Origin of the sequence: Mammaliicoccus fleurettii, from assembly GCF_003970575.1 — a bacterium.
GTDB lineage: Bacteria > Bacillota > Bacilli > Staphylococcales > Staphylococcaceae > Mammaliicoccus > Mammaliicoccus fleurettii.
In genome coordinates this window covers 20,731-38,121 of record NZ_RXWZ01000155.1, presented here as the reverse complement: position 1 = coordinate 38,121, position 17,391 = coordinate 20,731, and the positions used below count along the sequence as shown (strand labels likewise).

The window sequence follows — 17,391 nt, the reverse complement described above, 5'->3', positions numbered from 1 at the left end:
TTGGTGTGTCTATATAGTAATTAGTTTGTTTAAAGGGTTCACTTTGTTTAAAATAATATTGTTTGATTAGTTTATATTCATCAATAGTTAGTAAATTTTTGAATTCAATCTCTAATTCTTGTCCCATTTTTAAATGCACTTCCTTTTATACTATTATTATAGAAGATTTACGGATAAACAAGTAATTACATAAAATTAACTTGATGATATGAACGTTTAAATTAAAATGTGTTAAAATAGATTGGAATAAGGAGGAACAGCAATGCGTATTTATGTGAATGAAATTAAGATAAATGATAATCAAATCAAATGTTATACTGATCAATCAACTGAGGGGTTAGAACCAGCAGAACATATGATTGTAGACAGTGATAATCATGCATTTGTATATATGCTAGATAACGGTGAAAATTATAATTACTTATTATTTGTAGAAGAAACATGGTCAATGATATACGAACATTTTGATAAAGAAATTATCGTCAACGACCATTTAGTATTAACTTCATTTAAAGAGGAAATGGAATTTTTATTAGACAATATTGCAGATAATCACAATTATGGAAAAGAGTTTGTGGCTTCTGTAGAGAAAGCATTTGAATTAAACAAAGCGGAGTGATAGCTATGAATCAATGGGAAGAATTTTTGGCTCCATATAAACAAGCAATTGATGAATTAAAGATTAAATTGAAGGGGTTACGTAAACAATATGAATCTTCAGATAGACCTTCGCCAATTGAATTTGTTACTGGTCGAGTTAAGCCGATTTCAAGTATTATTGATAAAGCAAACCAACGTAACATTCCTTTCGATAGATTAAGAGAAGAAATGTATGATATTGCTGGTTTAAGAATGATGTGTCAGTTTGTAGATGATATTGATGTGGTCGTAGAATTATTAAGACAACGACAAGACTTTGAAGTTGTAGAAGAGCGTAATTACGTTGAATATACAAAAGAAAGTGGTTATCGTTCTTACCACGTTATTATCAGTTACCCAATCGAGACATTACATGGTCAAACAAATATTTTAGCAGAAATACAAATTCGTACTTTAGCAATGAATTTTTGGGCAACAATTGAACATACTTTGAGGTATAAGTATGATGGCGATTATCCTCCTGAAATTAGAAATAGACTAGAAAGAGCTGCAGAAGCGGCATTTTTACTGGATGAAGAAATGTCAGAAATACGTGAAGAAATACAAGAAGCTCAAGAGTATTATTCAAGACAAAAAAGTAATAAACATAAACATGATTAAGGGGTGAATGCTTTGAAGTATAATATATTATCTAAAGGAGATTCAAAATCTAATGCTTTAATGTATAAGATGAAAAATCATATGAATGACTTTAATATGATTGAAGATAAAGAATCCCCAGATATCGTAATTTCAGTTGGTGGTGACGGTACTTTATTACAAGCATTCCATCAATATAGTCATATGTTAGGTGATGTAAGTTTTGTAGGTGTACATACTGGACATTTAGGATTTTATGCTGATTGGTTACCTCATGAAGTTGAAAAATTAATAATAGAAATTAATAACTCAACATATCAAGTAATTGAATATCCATTATTAGAAGTAATTATTCGTTATAAAAAAGGTGGATATGAAACAAGATATTTAGCATTGAATGAAGCGACGATAAAAACAGATAATGGTGCTACATTAGTAGTAGACTTAGTATTAAGAGGTGAGCAATTTGAAAGGTTTAGAGGAGATGGGTTATGCGTCTCAACTCCTTCAGGCTCAACAGCTTACAACAAAGCATTGGGTGGAGCATTAATACACCCTTCACTTGAAGCTATGCAAATAGCGGAGATAGCTTCTATAAATAATAGAGTTTTTAGAACTGTAGGGTCCCCATTAGTATTACCTAAACATCATGTGTGTCATATACATCCTGTTAATCATGATACGTTGCAAGTTACAATTGATCATGTAAATGTAAAACATAAAAATATTGAATCTATTCAATATAGAGTTGCTAATGAAAAAGTTAGATTTGCTAGATTCAGACCATTTCCATTTTGGAAAAGGGTACATGATTCATTTATATCAAACGAGGAATAAGAAATGAAAGCAATACAATATAAAGTGACATCGTCTATGACATTAAAAGAATTTTTATATGATAAAGGCATTTCTAGAAAGAGTTTAAGCGCCATTAAGCAGAATGGCGCTTTATTAGTCAATTCAGAAAATATGACCGTAAGAAGTTTAATTCAGGAAGGTGATAAAGTAACAGTTTGTTTGCCGAATGAATTACCTAGTCATAACCTTAAACCTTTTAAAATGGATTTGAAGGTTTTATTTGAAGATGAATGGTTTATAATAGTTTCAAAACCGGCATTGATAAATATTGCTCCTTCAAGAGAACATCCTCATCATAGCTTAGTTGAAGCGGTATTGTATCATATGAATAAAAATGAAGAGCAAACAATTCCGCATATTGTGACACGTTTAGATAGAGGAACAAGTGGTATTGTAATATTTGCTAAGCATCAGTTGTTACATCATATGATTTCAAAGACTACATTAAATAAATATTATTTAGCAATTGTACATGGAATTGTAAAACAAAAATATGGACAAATTGAAGCGCCGATAGGTAGAGCTAAACATTCAATTATTGAACGTGAAGTATCTGAAGAAGGCAAATTTGCGCATACGGAATACGAATATTTAAAAGATGATAAACGAAATAGCCTGCTTAAATTGAAACTGTTAACTGGAAGGACCCATCAAATTAGAGTTCATCTTGCGCATATAGGTCATCCAATAGTTGGAGATAGTTTATATGGATATGAAAATAAAGAAATTTGTCATCAACTATTGCAATGTTACAACGTTGAATTTAAGCACCCAATAACTATGGAAAAAATAAATATAATTGATGAAATACATTATCACTTAGAAGGTATAGGTATGCTATAATAAATTGTATTTTTATGAGGAGGTGGCAAAGTTGGTTAACGAAAATAATGATCAATACATCGAAGACGAAGCGTTTGATAAAGAACAATTAGATACATTATTAGCAAATGGTGAAATTGACCAATTTCGAGAAGTTTTTTTAACAATGCATACATACGATCAAGGTGAATACTTTGAAATATGTGATAATGATATTAAACAAAAAATATATCAATATCTTTCTCCTGAAGAAGTTGCAGACTTTTTCGAAACGACTGAATTAGATGATGAGGAATACGAAGAAATTTTTCAAAATATGAATGCCAACTATGCTAGTCAAATGTTAAGTGAAATGTCTTATGATAATGCGGTAGATATGTTAAGCGTATTATCTAAAAATAAAATAGCCACTTTACTTGCACTCATGAATCGGGAAGATGCTCGAGAAATAAAAGCATTATTACATTATGACGAAGATACTGCCGGTGGTATCATGACCACTGAGTTTATTTCAGTATATTCGACTATGTCTGTCAAAGAAGCGATGTTCTATGTTAAAGAACAAGCTCCACAAGCAGAAACAATATATGTCATTTTTGTAGTGGATGAAAATAAAAAATTAGCTGGCGTTATCTCACTTCGAGATTTAATCGTTGCTGAAAATGATTCATATATAGAAGAAATTATGAGTGAACGTGTCATTAGCTCTAACGTAGCTGATGACCAAGAAGATGTAGCACAAACAATGCGTGACTATGACTTAATTGCTTTGCCTGTTATTGATTATCAAGATCATCTGTTAGGTATTATTACAATCGATGATATTTTAGATGTTATGGATGAAGAAGCAAGTGAAGACTACTCTAAATTAGCCGGTGTTTCTGATATCGATTCTACAAACGATTCAGTCTTCCAAACAGCTATGAAACGTTTACCATGGCTATTAATTCTAACAGTATTAGGTATGATAACAGCTTCAATATTAGGGCAATTTGAAGAAACGTTATCACAAGTGGCGTTACTTGCCGCATTTATACCTATAATAAGTGGTATGAGCGGGAATTCAGGTACACAATCACTTGCTGTATCAGTACGTAATATTTCTACAGGTGAAATTAATGAGCAAAGTAAATTCAAGCTTGCTTTACGTGAATCAGGGTCAGGGTTACTAACTGGTTTCCTTTGTGCAATAAGTTTATTTCTTATAATTGTATTGTTATATCGTGAACCTGTATTAGCATTAATCGTATCTGTCAGTTTAACAATTGCAATGACTGTAGGTACACTAATGGGTGCAATCATCCCAATGTTTATGAATAAAATGAATATCGATCCAGCCGTTGCTAGTGGACCGTTTATTACAACGATAAATGACATAGTAAGTATGTTAATATATTTCGGTTTAGCAACAGCGTTTATGTCTTATCTAATATAAGGAGAATAATATGGAGCATTCTAGTTTTACATCTCTTGTTATCGTTGTTATAGCTGCATTTTTGACACCTATACTTGTTAATAGACTTAAAATTTCTTTCTTACCTGTAGTTGTTGCTGAAATTATAATGGGGATCATTATTGGAGATTCATTATTTGGTTTAGTAAAAGAAGATGCATGGTTATCTATACTATCAACATTAGGTTTTATATTTTTAATGTTTTTGAGTGGATTAGAAATAGATTTTAATGCTTTTAAAACGAAAAAACACTCTGACGAAGATACGAAAAATATACCGAGTAATATATATTTAACAACAGTTGTCTTCTCAGCAATTATGGTGTTGTCTATTTTAGCAGCTTATATATTTAAATGGACTGGTTTAATAGATGATGTATTATTAATGGTCATAATTATTTCGACAATCAGTTTAGGTGTTGTAGTACCAACGTTAAAAGAAATGAATATCATGCATACTAATATTGGACAATTCATCTTATTAGTAGCAGTAGTAGCTGATTTAGCTACTATGTTGTTATTAACTGTTTATGGTACAATTTATGCAAAAGGAGATTCACCATTATGGTTGATAGGAATATTGATAGTATTCAGTATTGTCTTCTATATAATGGGGGGATTATTTAAAAAATCACCTTTTTTAAAAAATTTAACATCAGGAACGACACAAATCGGTATACGTGCAGTATTTGCTTTAATAATTTTACTAGTAGCATTAGCTGAAGGTGTAGGAGCTGAAAACATACTTGGTGCTTTCTTAGCAGGGGTAATCGTTTCATTATTAGGTCCTGACCAAGATATGGTTGAAAAGTTAGATTCCTTTGGATATGGTTTCTTTATACCTATATTCTTTATTATGGTCGGTGTGAATCTCAATATACCTTCACTTGTTAAAGAACCGAGTTTACTAATTATTATACCGTTACTGTTTATTGCATTTTTAATTACTAAGATTATTCCAGTGGCTTTTATTGGTAAATGGTATGATAAAAAAACAACGATTTCATCAGCATTTTTATTAACATCAACATTATCACTAGTCATCGCAGCAGCAAAAATAGCTGAACAACTTGGTACAATTAGTTCTGAAATTTCAGGTATTCTAATTTTAAGTGCAGTTATAACTTGTGTATTTGTTCCAATTGTATTTAAGAAAATGTTCCCAATGCCTGAAGAAACGAAGACGATTGTTAAAGTGAGCTTTATTGGTAAAAACCAACTGTCTATTCCAGTGGCTCAAAGTATACACTCTCATATTTATCAAACAACTATGTTCTTTAGAAAAGATCTTTCTGATAATAGAAAATTAGATCAAAGTATTAAAACATATGAACTTGATGATTATATTGAAGAAGAATTAGTTGAATTAGGTTTATTCGATTCAGATATTATAGTATGTTCAGCAAATGACGATGATATAAATAAAGAAGTTGCTTTAATGGCACATAATCATGGAGTTAAAAGAATCATTTGTAAACAAGAGAATGGTTCTGAAGATGTAGAATTTGATGGTAAGAATATTGAATTCTTTAGTAGTTTCTTAAGTAATAAAATATTGCTTAAAGGTTTAATTGAATCACCAAACATGTTGAACTTATTAAGTAATGTTGAAACATCATTATATGAAATTGAAATGAAAAATCATAGCTATCACAACGTATTGTTAAGATCATTCCCATTCGCAGGAGATGTAATCTTTGTTCGTATTATTAGAGGAAAAGATTCAATCGTGCCTCACGGGGATACGGAGCTACAATATGGTGATAAATTAATTGTAACTGGTTCGAAAGAATACGTTTCACAATTAAAACAAGATATGGAATTTATATAATAATTTAGTAAAAATGAGGAGGTACAAATAATCCTCATTTTTACTTTTTTTAAAATTTAAAATGAAAGTATAATGCTTGTCAGGTGGTCTGACCAGTGGTATCATAACGAGTGAATGTTATGAATAATATACATATTAAAGGAGTATAACTAATGTTTAATTTAGAAGGTAAAACATATGTAATCATGGGTATTGCAAACAAAAGAAGTATTGGCTTTGGTGTAGCTAAAGTGTTAGACGAATTAGGTGCTAACTTAGTATTCACATATAGAAAAGAACGTAGTAAAAATCAATTAGAAAAACTATTTGAAGAATTAAAAAATCAAAAAGAGCAACATATTTATGAATGTGATGTTCAACAAGATGATCACGTTGTAAATGCTTTTGAACAAATTGGTAAAAAATTTGGTCATATCGATGGCGTATATCATTCAATCGCTTTTGCTAACATGGAAGACTTAAGAGGTAGATTTATAGATACATCTCGCGAAGGCTTCTTATTAGCTCAAGATATTAGTTCATTCTCTTTAACAATTGTAGCTAGAGAAGCTAAAAAACTTATGCCTGAAGGTGGAAGTATTGTAGCGACTACTTATTTAGGTGGAGAATTTGCAGTACCTAACTACAATGTAATGGGTGTAGCAAAAGCAAGTTTAGAAGCAAATGTAAAATATTTAGCACGTGATTTAGGTGAAGATAATATTAGAGTTAATGCAATTTCAGCTGGACCAATTCGTACATTAAGTGCAAAAGGAGTAGGCGGATTTAACTCAATACTTAAAGAAATAGAAGAACGCTCACCATTAAAACGAAATGTAGATATAATTGAAGTAGGTAAAACAGCAGCTTATCTATTAAGCGATTATTCAAGCGGCGTAACAGGCGAAAATATCCATGTAGACTCAGGTTATCACATCGTAAGATAATAGATTTGAGCATATAAAGAAATAGTATTAATAAACTCCATTCATAATTAGCTTATATAAACATAAGTTATAGTATGAATGGAGTTTTTGTCTAGGATAATGAGAAAGATTTGGAAATAAATTAGGATTCGTGATCAGTAATAGAGACGTTATGAGTATTTTTTGGAAAAATGAGTGAAGTTGTAGATTAAGTCAGTAGTTAATCTAAGAGATGGTAGAAGTTGTAGATTAATTAGTGAGTTAATCGAAGAGATGGATGAAGTTGTAGATTAATTGAGTAGTTAATCGAAGAGATAGGTGAAGTTGTAGATTAATTGAGTAGTTAATCTAAGAGATAGGTGAAGTTGTAGATTAATTGAGTAGTTAATCGAAGAGATAGGTGAAGTTGTAGATTAATTAGAGAGTTAATCGAAGAGATGGATGAAGTTGTAGATTAATTGAGTAGTTAATCGAAGAGATAGGTGAAGTTGTAGATTAATTGAGTAGTTAATCGAAGAGATAGGTGAAGTTGTAGATTAATTGAGTAGTTAATCGAAGAGATAGGTGAAGTTGTAGATTAATTAGAGAGTTAATCTAAGAGATTCAAAATTCATATTAAAAAAACTGAAACCAGTATTGGTTTCAGTTTTTTATTTTAAATCATTATCTAGAATTGGATCGTCTTCTACTGTTCTACTTGCGGTTGAACTTATTGATTGTCTATGTGTATATACATTTCTTACAATTGTCTTAAGGACTGCATATGTTGGTACCGCTATTAATATAGCTACGAATCCGCCTAAATTACCAGCTGCTAAAATAACAGTGATGATTGTTAATGGATGTATGTTTAGTGATTTACCCATTATATTAGGTGTAATGACGTTACCTTCTAGTTGTTGACAAATTAACGTTATAATACTAACCCACACAAGCATTACTGGATCTTGTATTAATGCAATTGTTGCTGCTGGTATAAAAGCTAACCATGGTCCTAAGAATGGTATCATGTTTGTTAATAAAGCTAATAGTGCTAATAACAAAGCATAATCTAAATCTACAAATGTATAACCTAAATACAATAACACACCTAGAATAACACTGACTGTAACTTGTCCTTGAATGTATGATTGTAAAGTTTGGTTAATATCTTTACTTAAGTTTACTACGAACCATTTTGTACGTCCTTTAAATGGTTTTGCAATAAATGGAATAAATCTTTCGTGATCTTTTAACATATATATTAAGAAGAATGGCACTAAGATTAATAAGAATATTGTTGATACAAATGAAGAAATATAACTGAATAAGTTAGTAATCATGTCTGTAACTATGCCACTTATACTTTCAATAGAATCATTGATTTTTTGAGATATATTATCTGGTAATCTGTCTCTTTGTTGTAATGCGTAATCGACGACGTTTTGTATTTCTCGTTGTATATAAGGTAGATTTTTAATCAAGTTATTAATTTGATCAGTTAATACTGGCACTATTATTGAAATAAATAATATGACTACAAGCATTAAGGCAATTAATATAATAGAGATACTACCCCATCTAGGTACTTTTCTTTTTTCTAACATTTTCTGAAAAGGTAAACAAATATAGAACAAGAATCCACCTAATAGTAATGGAAGTAAAATTGATTTTACGACGATAATGACCGGATAAAATATTTCATTTATTTCCATAAATATTTTTATAATTAGAAATGTTAGGAGAATGGCAATTCCTGTACGAAACCAAGCTTTATTTAACAATAGTAGTCCTCCTTATCAAACTTTCTCATACTTTTATATTATAAGGGAAATTACAGATTAAACAATGATAAATCATATTGTTGAAAAATATAGATATATATAATTTTTTTAAGTTGTGCGGATTAGAATAATTATTAAGTAATTATGAATATAATATTAACGCGAGATTTTAACGTATTAATGAAGAAAAGCTTTTTGATAATGAAGTAAGCGCTTACAAAAATGTGTGATTCACTTTAAAAAATGATTGATTGTGTATTTATACATGGTATAATCATAACAAGGTAATTTCGAAATTTTCTGAACAAGGGGTTATCTTAAGGCTTACAACAAAGGGGAGATTGATTATGGAGTCTATTGTTAGCTTTGCAAATGACATTGTTTGGAGTAAAGCGTTGGTATACGGTTTATTGCTGACTGGTATTTTATTTACATTTATGATGAGGTTCTTCCAAGTTAGACACTTTAAAGAAATGATAAGGTTAATGTTTCAAGGGGAAAAATCACCAACTGGTATATCCTCATTCCAAGCGATAGCAGTATCATTAGCGGGTCGTGTTGGTACAGGTAATATTGTCGGTGTAGCAACAGCGATTTTCATCGGGGGTCCTGGTGCTGTATTCTGGATGTGGGCTACTGCGTTTCTTGGAGCAAGTTCGGCATTTATAGAGTCAACACTTGGTCAAATTTATAAAAAAGAAATTAATGGTCAATATCGTGGTGGACCAGCATACTACATAGAGTCAGGTATTAAAGGTAAGACTGGTAGAATATATGGTATCGTTTTTGCACTTGTTACAATTCTATCAGTGGGCTTATTGTTGCCAGGTGTACAATCAAATGCCATCGCTTCATCTATGAAGAATGCTTTTGGTTTAAATCCGTGGATTATTGCTATCGTATTAGCAGTATTGTTAGCCTTAATTATTTTCGGTGGTATTAAAGCGATTGCGAATGTTGCAACAGCAGTTGTACCGTTTATGGCCATTGTATACATAGGTCTAGCATTTGTAATAATTATTATAAATATTGATGCAGTTCCAGGTTTAATAGCAATGATTTTCAAATCAGCATTTGGTGTTGAAGCTGCCTTTGGTGGTATATTTGGTGCAATGATTGAAATCGGAGTTAAACGTGGATTGTATTCAAATGAAGCAGGTCAAGGTACTGGACCACATGCTGCTGCAGCTGCAGAAGTATCACACCCAGCTAAACAGGGACTTGTACAAGCATTTTCAGTATATATTGATACTTTATTAGTATGTACTGCTACAGCATTAATGATCTTAATGTCTGGTACATTTAATACAACAGATGGTGGGACTAATAAAGATGGTTCGCCTCATTTAATGCATGATAACGGTATATATGTACAAAGTGCCGATGGTAGTAAGGATGTCACAGGTACAGCAATGTACGCTCAAGCTGGTATAGATAAAGCTTTTAAAGGAGATAGTTATACGTTTGATCCAGGATACTCTGGATTCGGTTCGTACTTCATTGCTATTGCATTATTCTTCTTTGCCTTTACAACTATTCTGGCATACTATTATATTGCAGAAACCAATGTGAGTTATATCATTCCTTCCGATAAGCAGAAAATATGGATTATTTTAGTCAGACTTATCTTAATAGCTGCTACGGTTTATGGTTGTGTAAAAACAGCTGATGTTGCCTGGGCAATGGGTGATTTAGGTGTAGGTATGATGGCATGGTTAAACATCGTAGCTATATGGATACTCCATAAACCAGCTTTACGAGCATTACGAGACTTTGAGAACCAGAAAAAACAAAAAGGTACTGGTAAATATGCAATTTATAAACCAGCACCAGACGAAGTGCCTAATGCTAAATTCTGGCATGAAGATTATCCAAAACGTTTAAAAGAATTTGAATTAGAAGATAAGTAATTAAACAATATCAAACGCTTTCAAATATACGCTCTCTACTGTACAATAGTCTTATATGTACAGTTGGGAGCGTTTTATATGGAGAAAAAAATAGGTCTAGTTGACCAAATAAAACTTGAAAGTAAATTTTTAAAAAGGGAAGTGACGATCTCAATTTACTTACCTAAAGACTACACTGATCTATATAAACATCATGTTGTGATTACATTTGATGGCAGAGACTTTTTCCAATTTGGACAAATACATCGAGAATATGAAAAGTTAAGAACTGCAGAAATAGTAGAAAGAGCGATTATCGTTGGTGTTCACTATGAAGATGTAGAACTTAGAAGAAAAGAATTTCATCCTGATGGAGAGCACCGAAAAGAAATGTCACAATTTGTTGTAAAAGAACTATGTCCTTATATTGATAAAACATTCTCAACTTTAAAAGTAGGAAATGCAAGAGTATTATTAGGTGATAGTCTTGCAGCAAGTGTAGCATTGGTTACTGGTTTAGAATATCCACATCATTTTAGTCAACTTGGGCTGTTTAGTCCATTAATAAATGATACGGTAACTGAAAAGTTTCAAAATTGTTTATCTAAAGATCTATTAACAATTAAACATTATATTGGTAAAGAAGAAGATTCATTTAAACTGATTAGTGGAGATCTAGCAGATTTCTTAACGCCTAATAGAGAATTTAGTGAACGTGTTAAACAAGCTAACTTAACATATGAATATGAAGAATTAGATGGTGGACATACTTGGAAAACATGGAAACCTGAATTGGGAAATATATTAAGTTACTTTTTAAGTCATCAAAATCAGAAAAATTTGATATAATAAAAAGGAAGACAAACAAAGGAGGAAGTATCATTATGAAATTAGGCATCGTACTTATTCCATCAAAACCATTCCAAGAAGCAGTGAACGCTTATCGCAAAAGATATGACAAGCACTACGCATTAATCACACCACATATTACAATTAAAGAAAAATTTGAAGTTGATGATAATATGCTTGATGAGGTTAAGTCTAAACTTGAAGAAACAGCTAAAGAATTCGAACCAGTGGAAATTCAAGTTTCAAAAGCATCAAGCTTTGCACCAACAAAAAATGTAATTTATTTTAAAGTTACTAAAACTGATGAATTAGTTTCTTTATACAGTAAATTCAATAACGGTGACTTCTATGGTGAAAGTACTCATCCATTCGTTCCACACTTCACAATTGCACAGGGGTTATCAAGTCAAGAATTTGAAGATATTTATGGACAAGTTAGAATGGCTGGAATCGATCATTCAGAAACAATCGACACAATTAAATTAATGAAACAAAATGAAGACGAAACATGGTCAGAAGCAGCTTCTTATACTTTAGGCTAATTTCATGTTTTCAAAATGCCAACAAAGCTCAAACTTTGTTGGCAATTTTTTATGCATGCTTTCCGCGGGCATATAAGTGTAGTGTTAAAAGCAATACTAGACAAAACTGCTGATAAGGGTAGTGTTAAAAGTAGTTCTAGGCAAAACTGCTGATAAGAGTAGTGTTAAAAGCAGTACTAGGCAAAACTGCTGATAAGAGTAGTGTTAAAAGCAGTATTAGGCAAAACTGCTTATAAGAGTAGTGTTGAAAGCAGTTCTAGGTAAAATTGTTGATAAGAGTAGTGTTAAAAGCAGTACTAAGTAAAATTGCTGATAAGAGTAGTGTTAAAAGCAGTACTAAGTAAAATTGCTGATAAGAGTAACCATAAAAGTAGATTTGATTACAAATTAGAGCTTAAGACATAAATATCCTAAAACTTTAAAAAGAGCAGAAATTCATTATTAAAATTGAATTTCTGCTCTTATTTTTTTAAAATCATTCACACTACTTCCGACTAGTGTAAATAAAGCTACTCATGCTTACACTTCTATAGACTTGTGTAAATATAGCTGTTCTATAACTAAGAGGCTGAGACAATTAATTTGTCTCAGCCTCTTAGCATTGTATTAAAATAGATATTGTTAACGATTTTGTAAGTGCTAACGCCTGAGGGAAAAGTATGTGTGAGAGACTACAGGCTTGAGCCATACCCCTAGGCAAGCATGCACGAACAAAATCGTAAGATTTTATAAAAAAATAGGCTAGCATGCACATACAAAATCGTAAGATTGTTATAAAAATAATTATTAGTAATGATTTAAAAAATAAGCATATCACTGTAAACTTTAAAAATCAGTTAAGTGATATGCTTATTTATTTTGAGTTAGGAAATATGTTCCTGTTATATTGATTTTTTCTTTTTGTAATTCAAAGCAAAGTAAGTCCCATAGAATAATGCTAAGAATAAAAACATTAAACTAGATGCATAAATTGTATAATAGACATCTCTAAATACTTCTGATATTAAGCCACCTATAAGAGGCCCAATCATTGTACCGAAACCTTGAACACTATTGAATACGCCCCATGTTTCTTCTTGAACTTTACTATGAATATGTCCTGCCATAAAAGTGTTCCAAGCTGGTAAGAGTAAGCCGTATATTGTACCTATAAGCAATGCTATTAAAAGTACGATTAATAATTGAGTTAATAGGGTTAATCCAAAAATAAATGAACTATAAGCTAAGAAACCTACGAAAATTATAATATGCGTAAACGTCTTAGAGTGCTTATCCATTAATTTTGAGAAGAACAGCATTGATATCGTACAACCAATTCCACCAACAATGAGTATAATTGTATATTCTAAAGTAGTTACACCCATATGTTTTGTTGCATACGTAGGTAATATTGGTACAAGCATACCTATTGCAGATCCTTGCAAGAATATTCCTGGGAATAGTAGTAAATGACGTCTCGTTACTTGAACAATTTCTTTGAATTGTTTTTTGACTGATTTACTTTCGTAGTTAGTTAATTGAACTTTAACAAAATAGAACAAAATCCAAGCAACTAACACGCAAACAGCCATCATAAATGTGAATCGAGTCGGATGCAATTTGAATAGTAAGTTCATAAAGATCATACCTGAGAGCATACCGACTATCCAACTAAAATAAACATAGCCCATCTGTTTGCCTCGTGATGATTCACTTACACTTGATAACATAATGACCCATATGGGACTTACAGCGATACCAAGTAATATTGCACTTAATATAAATATCACTGGTGTTGGTATAAATATAATTAACGCTAAACTAGAAAAGGCTAGTAAAAATCCACAAGTTAAGATAACTGTTGGACCGAATCTTTTTAGAAGAAAACCAATAACAAAGTTTGTTAATGCGTCACTTATAAAATGTAAAGAGATTGCTAACGAAGTAATACCAACAGTCACTTTAGCAGTGGTTGTTGGTAAAATAGGTAAATAACTTAGAATATACATACCTCTAGCAAATTCCATCATGAATAATATGATAAGCATTAACCAAAAATCTTTTTTATAAAATGATTTATCTGATAAAGTATTTGGCATACATAGGAACCTTTCCATAAACTTCATTATATGAAAGTGAGTCACTTAATAATGATAGTAAATCGTTACAAATAGTTTCTGTTGATTTTTTTATATAATTCTCTTCTAGTAATTTAGTCATCTCTTTCAATTTGTTAGGTTGATTCGTAAGTGAAATAACCATTTTAGTGGCTTCTTCCGGTGTGGTTGCAATTTTTCCATAGCCCTTTTGTTCAAAATAATCAGCATTTTCTAATTCTTGACCTGGTGCTGGATTTAAGAATATGAGTGGTAAATGTCTTGAAAATGCTTCAGAAATCGTGATGCCACCTGGCTTAGTAATCATAAGTTGACTAGTTGCCATCCACTCATTCATATGTTTAGTATAACCAAGTATTAAGACATTCTTATTACCTTTAAAATGCGTGATCAATTCATTCTTTAAAGATTTACTGTTACCACAAATCATCACAACTTGTGCATCTTTAGCATACATATCAATTTTACTTATCATGGTAGAAAATCCAGTAGATACACCAAATGCACCTGCAGACATTAATATAACCTTCTTGTCAGGATCTAATTTGTGTTTAGTTAACCATCGATATCGATCTATTGGTTCTTCAAATTGTTTCGAAATCGGAATGCCTGTAACTTTAATGTCTTTTTCATCAATACCAATAGAATGAATTTCATTTTTTAAATCTTTAGTAGCTACATAATAACGATTTGAGTGTGGTGTAACCCAGTTCTTGTGTAAACGGTAGTCTGTTATAACTGTTGCAATAGGTATATTTAAATTAAACTGTTCTGTTAAAACTGAAACGACTGGTGTCGGAAAAGTTAACAAAATTAAGTCGGGCTTTTCTTTTATAAGTAAGTTAAGTAATTTATTTAGTCCATAATATTTATAGAAACATTTATCAATTTGTTCTGGTCTACTATAGTAGAAGAATTTATACATGTTTCTAAAATATTTAAAGCTGTTTATATACCATTGTTTAGCGATGGAAGTCATAATAGGGTGTGCTTCTAAAAATAAATCATGTTCTATTACAGTCAAATGATTTAAATTCATTTCACCAAATTGTTTCACAATACTATTCGTAACTTGTAAATGACCGTTACCGAAAGAACCAGTAATAATCAATAATTTTTTGTTTTGAGAAACCATTAGACACACTCCGTATTTGTATTTAAATTCTATGATAGTTTAACGCATTTTTCTTCTTTTGTGAAAAGATATAGCATATTATTACAAAAACTACATAGAATCTTTAAACTAATTCAATGTTTCTTTAGTAATTCTTCATCAATTGGATTTTCATCATAATATCATCTATTTGTATATCGAGTAAATACTCATTTATTTTATAATTCTTTATACATATAGTCAAAGCTATAAAATCATTATCATAAAGTGTATAATAAACCTATTGAAAATAAAGGAGAAATAACGATGAACGTTGAGACGTTATTAAATAAAATTAAAATTAAAAAAATATATGGTAATGAAGACCAAGAAGTAGTAGATATTACTACAGATTCTAGAAATGCATTTGAAGGTACAATCTTTGTTGCTTCACAAGGTTATACAGTTGACAGCCATAAATTCATACCAAACGTTGTTGAACAAGGTTGTACAGTAGTTGTAAGTGAGAATTACATGGAACTACCAGATCATGTATTATTAATCGTTGTCAAAGATACATTAAAAGTAGCGAGTATCTTTAGTCATATCTTATACGACTTTCCAAGTCGAAAATTAACTACAATAGGTGTGACTGGTACAAATGGTAAAACAACAATTGCTACAATGATTCATCATTTAACAAGAGGACTTGGAAAAGGAAGTGCTTATTTAGGTACAAACGGTTTTCAAGTTAATGAAAAAATTACAAAAGGTGTGAATACCACACCAGAAACTGTAACTTTAACAAAACATATAGTAGAAGCAGTAAACGAAGAATGTGAAAGTATGACATTTGAAGTTTCAAGTCATGGTTTAGTTATCGGTAGGTTAAGAGGTTTAGAATTTGATATTGCGATTTTTTCTAATTTAACGCAAGATCATTTAGATTTTCATGGTACTATGGAAGCTTATGGACATGCGAAATCTTTATTATTTAGTCAATTAGGACAAGATTATAGAAAAGATAAATTTGTTATACTCAATGCAGATGATAAATTTACGAAAGAATTAATACCAGTGACACCATTTGAAATCTTTACATATGGTATTGATAATGAAGCTGATTTTATGGCTAAAAATATTAAAGAATCAATTAGTGGAGTAGCGTTTACACTTGTAACGCCTTTTGGTGAATATGAAATCGATTCTCCTTATTTAGGTAAATTTAATGTACTTAACTTATTGGCTAGTATTTTAGGTTTATGGGTGCAAGGTTATGATTTATCAAAAGTTGCTCAGGCTGTGCAAACTATGCCACCTGTTGAAGGTCGTTTAGAAGTGTTAGATAGAAAGCTTCCTATTGATTTGATTATAGATTATGCACATACACCAGATGGTATGGATAAATTAATTGATGCTGTTAAACCATTCGTAAAACAAAAACTTATATTTTTAGTTGGAATGGCTGGAGAAAGAGACTTAACAAAAACACCAGAAATGGGTAAAATAAGTTGTCGAGCAGATTATGTCATATTTACACCAGATAATCCTGCAAATGATGACCCTAAAATGTTAACAGCAGAATTAGCTAAAGGAGCGACACATAATAATTATGTAGAATTTGAAGATAGAGCAGAAGGTATTAGACACGCAATTGAAATATCTGAACCAGGTGATACAGTTGTACTAGCATCGAAAGGTAGAGAACCTTATCAAATTATGCCTGGCCATGTAAAAGTTCCTCATAGAGATGATTTAATAGGTCTAGAGGCTGCTTATGAGAAATATGGAGGAAAGCCAAGTGAAGATTAGAGAAAGTCATTCGCAAAATTTGAATTGTAAAGTTTATATATATGAAAATAAAAAAGAAGAATATTTTGTAATATCTATTCCTGATTTGTTTTGGTCTATAAAAGTAGACTATGATTTATACGGAGAATCATTAATTGAGCATCTGTACTTGCATTTATTTAATGTGCTTGATGAAGATGAAGCGAATGAATTAGCGAATAGAATTAGCCAATGGACATCCGAACTATAAGGAGAAATGA

Annotated in this window: 15 protein-coding genes; 12 read left to right on the top strand and 3 right to left on the bottom strand. The window is 31.0% G+C overall.

Going from position 1 to position 17,391, the window contains the following annotated elements; translation table 11 throughout:
- Positions 1 to 262: 262 nt before the first annotated feature.
- The 7 genes from CD129_RS10740 to fabI all read left to right on the top strand — a co-directional run bounded on the left by CD129_RS10740 (position 263) and on the right by fabI (position 7,129).
- Complete coding sequence (locus CD129_RS10740; RefSeq protein ID WP_115337648.1) at positions 263 to 619, top strand: UPF0738 family protein; 357 nt, start codon at positions 263 to 265, stop codon at positions 617 to 619.
- Positions 620 to 624: 5 nt separating this feature from the next.
- Entirely contained in the window at positions 625 to 1,260 is a 636-nt protein-coding gene (yjbM, locus tag CD129_RS10735) for a GTP diphosphokinase (protein WP_078356696.1), read from the top strand.
- A 12-nt stretch (positions 1,261 to 1,272) separates the two neighbouring features.
- The gene (locus CD129_RS10730; RefSeq protein WP_078356697.1) at positions 1,273 to 2,076 is read left to right on the top strand and encodes an NAD kinase; all 804 of its coding nucleotides are present in this window, start codon (positions 1,273 to 1,275) and stop codon (positions 2,074 to 2,076) included.
- A 3-nt stretch (positions 2,077 to 2,079) separates the two neighbouring features.
- Positions 2,080 to 2,940, top strand: coding sequence for an RluA family pseudouridine synthase (locus CD129_RS10725; protein ID WP_115337647.1), 861 nt, complete (start codon positions 2,080 to 2,082; stop codon positions 2,938 to 2,940).
- A 31-nt stretch (positions 2,941 to 2,971) separates the two neighbouring features.
- Positions 2,972 to 4,354 (top strand): magnesium transporter, encoded by a 1,383-nt coding sequence (gene mgtE / locus CD129_RS10720; protein ID WP_078356699.1) that lies wholly within the window; start codon positions 2,972 to 2,974, stop codon positions 4,352 to 4,354.
- A 10-nt stretch (positions 4,355 to 4,364) separates the two neighbouring features.
- A complete protein-coding gene (locus CD129_RS10715; RefSeq protein WP_078356700.1) occupies positions 4,365 to 6,203 on the top strand; it encodes a cation:proton antiporter family protein in 1,839 nt (612 codons plus the stop codon).
- A 152-nt stretch (positions 6,204 to 6,355) separates the two neighbouring features.
- Positions 6,356 to 7,129, top strand: a complete 774-nt coding sequence (gene fabI, locus CD129_RS10710) for an enoyl-ACP reductase FabI (RefSeq protein ID WP_078356701.1) — start codon at positions 6,356 to 6,358, stop codon at positions 7,127 to 7,129.
- 629 nt (positions 7,130 to 7,758) lie between these two features.
- On the opposite strand, the gene CD129_RS10705 is transcribed toward fabI, so the two are convergent.
- The gene (locus CD129_RS10705) at positions 7,759 to 8,871 is read right to left on the bottom strand and encodes an AI-2E family transporter (RefSeq protein ID WP_115337646.1); all 1,113 of its coding nucleotides are present in this window, start codon (positions 8,869 to 8,871) and stop codon (positions 7,759 to 7,761) included.
- A gap of 344 nt (positions 8,872 to 9,215) precedes the next feature.
- On the opposite strand from CD129_RS10705, the gene CD129_RS10700 reads away from it, so the two are divergent.
- The 3 genes from CD129_RS10700 (at position 9,216) to CD129_RS10690 (ending at position 12,151) form a co-directional block, all read left to right on the top strand.
- Positions 9,216 to 10,781 (top strand): alanine/glycine:cation symporter family protein, encoded by a 1,566-nt coding sequence (locus tag CD129_RS10700; RefSeq protein ID WP_078356885.1) that lies wholly within the window; start codon positions 9,216 to 9,218, stop codon positions 10,779 to 10,781.
- A gap of 78 nt (positions 10,782 to 10,859) precedes the next feature.
- Positions 10,860 to 11,609, top strand: coding sequence for an alpha/beta hydrolase-fold protein (locus CD129_RS10695; RefSeq protein ID WP_115337645.1), 750 nt, complete (start codon positions 10,860 to 10,862; stop codon positions 11,607 to 11,609).
- 35 nt (positions 11,610 to 11,644) lie between these two features.
- Positions 11,645 to 12,151: a YjcG family protein gene (locus CD129_RS10690; protein WP_078356704.1), complete on the top strand. Its 507-nt coding sequence runs from the start codon at positions 11,645 to 11,647 to the stop codon at positions 12,149 to 12,151.
- An 881-nt stretch (positions 12,152 to 13,032) separates the two neighbouring features.
- Here CD129_RS10690 and ltaA read toward each other — a convergent pair.
- Together ltaA and CD129_RS10680 are read right to left on the bottom strand one after the other, a co-directional pair.
- On the bottom strand, positions 13,033 to 14,229 hold the full coding sequence (gene ltaA / locus CD129_RS10685; RefSeq protein WP_115337644.1) for a lipoteichoic acid biosynthesis MFS flippase LtaA: 1,197 nt from the start codon (positions 14,227 to 14,229) through the stop codon (positions 13,033 to 13,035).
- Positions 14,207 to 15,382 carry a diglucosyl diacylglycerol synthase gene (locus CD129_RS10680; protein ID WP_115337643.1) on the bottom strand — a complete coding sequence of 392 codons (1,176 nt, stop codon included), beginning with the start codon at positions 15,380 to 15,382 and terminating at the stop codon, positions 14,207 to 14,209. The genes ltaA and CD129_RS10680 overlap by 23 nt, the downstream gene beginning before the upstream one ends.
- 285 nt (positions 15,383 to 15,667) lie before the next feature.
- Here CD129_RS10680 and CD129_RS10675 point away from each other — a divergent pair, with 285 nt between their 5' ends.
- Complete coding sequence (locus CD129_RS10675; RefSeq protein WP_115337642.1) at positions 15,668 to 17,152, top strand: UDP-N-acetylmuramoyl-L-alanyl-D-glutamate--L-lysine ligase; 1,485 nt, start codon at positions 15,668 to 15,670, stop codon at positions 17,150 to 17,152.
- Complete coding sequence (locus CD129_RS10670) at positions 17,142 to 17,381, top strand: YueH family protein (protein WP_078356708.1); 240 nt, start codon at positions 17,142 to 17,144, stop codon at positions 17,379 to 17,381. Before CD129_RS10675 ends, CD129_RS10670 begins: the two co-directional genes overlap by 11 nt.
- The last annotated feature ends 10 nt before the right edge of the window (positions 17,382 to 17,391 follow it).

Excerpts from the sequence above, each read along its gene's own strand:
- CD129_RS10740 (WP_115337648.1), top strand. The coding sequence starts at position 263 with ATGCGTATTTATGTGAATGAAATTAAGATAAATGATAATCAAATCAAA.
- yjbM (WP_078356696.1), top strand. The coding sequence starts at position 625 with ATGAATCAATGGGAAGAATTTTTGGCTCCATATAAACAAGCAATTGAT.
- CD129_RS10725 (WP_115337647.1), top strand. The coding sequence starts at position 2,080 with ATGAAAGCAATACAATATAAAGTGACATCGTCTATGACATTAAAAGAA.
- CD129_RS10715 (WP_078356700.1), top strand. The coding sequence starts at position 4,365 with ATGGAGCATTCTAGTTTTACATCTCTTGTTATCGTTGTTATAGCTGCA.
- fabI (WP_078356701.1), top strand. The coding sequence starts at position 6,356 with ATGTTTAATTTAGAAGGTAAAACATATGTAATCATGGGTATTGCAAAC.
- CD129_RS10695 (WP_115337645.1), top strand. The coding sequence starts at position 10,860 with ATGGAGAAAAAAATAGGTCTAGTTGACCAAATAAAACTTGAAAGTAAA.
- CD129_RS10690 (WP_078356704.1), top strand. The coding sequence starts at position 11,645 with ATGAAATTAGGCATCGTACTTATTCCATCAAAACCATTCCAAGAAGCA.
- ltaA (WP_115337644.1), bottom strand. The coding sequence starts at position 14,229 with ATGCCAAATACTTTATCAGATAAATCATTTTATAAAAAAGATTTTTGG.
- CD129_RS10680 (WP_115337643.1), bottom strand. The coding sequence starts at position 15,382 with ATGGTTTCTCAAAACAAAAAATTATTGATTATTACTGGTTCTTTCGGT.
- CD129_RS10675 (WP_115337642.1), top strand. The coding sequence starts at position 15,668 with ATGAACGTTGAGACGTTATTAAATAAAATTAAAATTAAAAAAATATAT.